Raw genomic sequence first — 2,536 nt, 5'->3', positions numbered from 1 at the left:
GTGAGGGCGGGCGGGGCCTCGTAGCGGAAGGCGCTCAGCAGGTGGTCGTCGAGGAGCGCGAGGACGCCGGTGCGCAACAGGGGTGCGAGCGGGGCCGGGTACCAGGAGGCCATCAGGGCGAGCGTCGCGTCGGAGACCTCGCGCGAGCGGGCGTCCCAGGCGAAGTGGGCGGCTTCGTAGGAGTCCAGGCAGTGCTCGAACTCCGCGTAGGTGGCGGGGATGTCGGGGATCCCCATGTGTCGGCCGAGGGTGCGGTAGTGCGCGACCGTGGCCAGCGTTTCGTGCTGTGAGAGCCGGCGCCAGCCGTAGGTGTCGATCCAGCGTTTGGGCATCACCACGAACGTGGACAGGACATAGCGCATGTCGTCGTCGGCGATGGCGTAACTGCGGTGCATCCCGTTGATCCGGCGGATGGCCGTACGGCCTTCGTCGGACCCGAAGCCGAACTCCACCACGGCGTCGAGCAGGAGGGCGGTGTCGTCGTACCGCTTCTGCGAACGGGCCGTCAACTCGGCCGTCTCCGCGAGCAGTCGGCCGATGCTCGGCACGGCGTACGTGCGGTACAGGGCGAGTTCGAGGGCCCGGGTGACGTCCCACGGGAACTCGTACGCGACCATCAGCCGGTAGATCTGCGTGGCGTCGCGCTCGGGGTCCAGGCGCCGGATCCGCGCGAGCCGCTCGTAGCGCTTCGACGTCATCGAGGTCATCGAGTGCCTCCCTGCGGGTACGCGGTCCGGGGACGCTGACGTTCCTACCACCCTGAAGGACAAGGCGGCAGAGGGCGGCCCGGACCCGGACGGCACAGGGGGAGGCGGGCGCCGCCGCCGTAGCGGCGCCCGCGTACGGCAGGTCCCCGGTCAGCGCACCGTGACCGCCACCGGGTCCGAGGTGTGGCAGACCGAGGTGTCGAGCATCGTGTAGGCGTCCGACTCCGGCCGGGTGCACGCGATGACGCGCAGTTCGTTGGGGCCCTTCATACCGAGCTTGACCCGCATGCTGTAGGTGAGGTCGTTCTTGGTGCGCACCGTCGCGGGCAGGCTGACCCACCCCTTCTTCTGCCGCTGCTGCAGCGTCACTTCGGTGCCTGCCGGCAGGGTCGGGACGGTTCCGCGCATCCGGAACTCCTCCTGGGCGGCGACGGTCCGTACGGTCGCCTCGGCCGTCAGCTGCGGCAGCTGCCGGTCGTCCGCCGGGCCGGGGTGGAGCGGACCCGCGGCGGCGGGCAGTGCCGGTACGGCGCACAGGAACAGGCCTGCGCCGACGGTCGCGATACGAGTGACGACGGGGTTCACGTGCGGTCCTCCAGGGGATGTCGTGCCTCAGCGAACCCCTCAGCCATGCGCGCTCCACCCCCACCGCAAACGCCCGCTCGCCCGCGTGGCCCAGGGATCGCCTGCGCGTGCGGCGGGCCCGGCCTCTACGGACCGAGGCCACCCCGACGCTCTCGCGTGCGCTATAACCTCGGCCTGTGAGCAGCCGTATCGACTGGACAGAGACGCATTTCCTCGGCGAGCCACCGCACCCTCAGGACCTCCTGGAGAGCACCGACTGGGCATCGCTCACCGGGATGAACTGGTTCCCTACGCCCGCCGTCTGCTCTCGACGAGCACCGACCGCTACCACCGCAACAAGGCTCTGGACGCGCTCACAGCCTGGGGCCACGACACCAGCGACCTGGAGAACGCGGACGACATTGCAGCCCGCGAAGTGATCGCGCGCATGGCCGACCCCGACTGGTGTCGGGCGGACAACAGGGCAGACGGCTGTGCCGAAGAGCCGCCCTTTTGATGGAGGGACAGGTGTGAAGGACTGGCGGAGCGATCCGACGTTTGCGATGTGCCGGGACGTGGCGGATGGAGCGGACCTGGCCTCATTCTCGGGCGGTCCGTTCGACGTGCGGGCGGTGGTGGCCGGCATCCTGTCCGAACCCCGACCCCGCTTCGACCTCGATGCCGTCCCGTGGGGCAACTTCCCCCATGGGTACGAAGCACGGGAAGCCGTTCACCTCGTTCGCGCCGGCGGCGAGCCGGGCGTGGGCGCGACGGGTGTGCTGGCGGGGCTGTGTGCCGACGACAGCCGGGCCGCCGCAGCCCTCGCAGTACCTTTCCTCATCCCCCTTGCCATTGACGGCCGCCACCCGCACCGCGCCGCCGCTCTCGCCGTGCTCTCCGGACCCGCTCGTGCCAGGCACCACGGCGTCGCCTCCCGCGAGGAATTCCTCCTCCACCGCAACGATCCTGGGCGCCATGCACCCGACACCCACGACGACTACGGCTACGAGGTGACCGGCTACCCCGCCGGCTGGTCGGTGGCCGCCGCCCGAGCCGCGATCACGTACGACACCTCCGCGCTCATGCCCCTGCTCGGAGACTCCGACCCCGCCATCCGCATCGACGCCGCCTACGTCCTGGCGACCGCCGCCGACCCCGACCACACCATCCGGACCGCGTTGGCCGACGGATTCGCCGCCGAAGGCGACGCCATGGTGCGCGCCGCCCTGCTCCTGGCCACCGCCGAGATCACCCGGGCCCACCCG

At 71.0% G+C, this 2,536-nt stretch carries 3 protein-coding genes; 1 reads left to right on the top strand and 2 read right to left on the bottom strand.

The window, feature by feature from the left end:
* Both G6045_RS40250 and G6045_RS40245 read right to left on the bottom strand, forming a co-directional pair.
* The coding region (locus G6045_RS40250; RefSeq protein ID WP_235968616.1) for an oxygenase MpaB family protein at positions 1-707 on the bottom strand (707 nt) is incomplete at its 3' end.
* A gap of 150 nt (positions 708-857) precedes the next feature.
* Positions 858-1,292: a hypothetical protein gene (locus G6045_RS40245; RefSeq protein ID WP_165337200.1), complete on the bottom strand. Its 435-nt coding sequence runs from the start codon at positions 1,290-1,292 to the stop codon at positions 858-860.
* Between the two features lie 554 nt (positions 1,293-1,846).
* Between G6045_RS40245 and G6045_RS40240 the strand changes: the two genes are divergently transcribed.
* A partial coding sequence (locus tag G6045_RS40240; protein ID WP_328708096.1) for a hypothetical protein occupies positions 1,847-2,536 on the top strand: 690 nt, incomplete at its 3' end.

This window comes from Streptomyces mesophilus, from assembly GCF_011044995.1.
Lineage (GTDB): Bacteria > Actinomycetota > Actinomycetes > Streptomycetales > Streptomycetaceae > Streptomyces > Streptomyces mesophilus.
The sequence above is the reverse complement of the archived record's forward strand: the minus strand, read 5'-3'. Positions and strand labels throughout refer to the sequence as shown.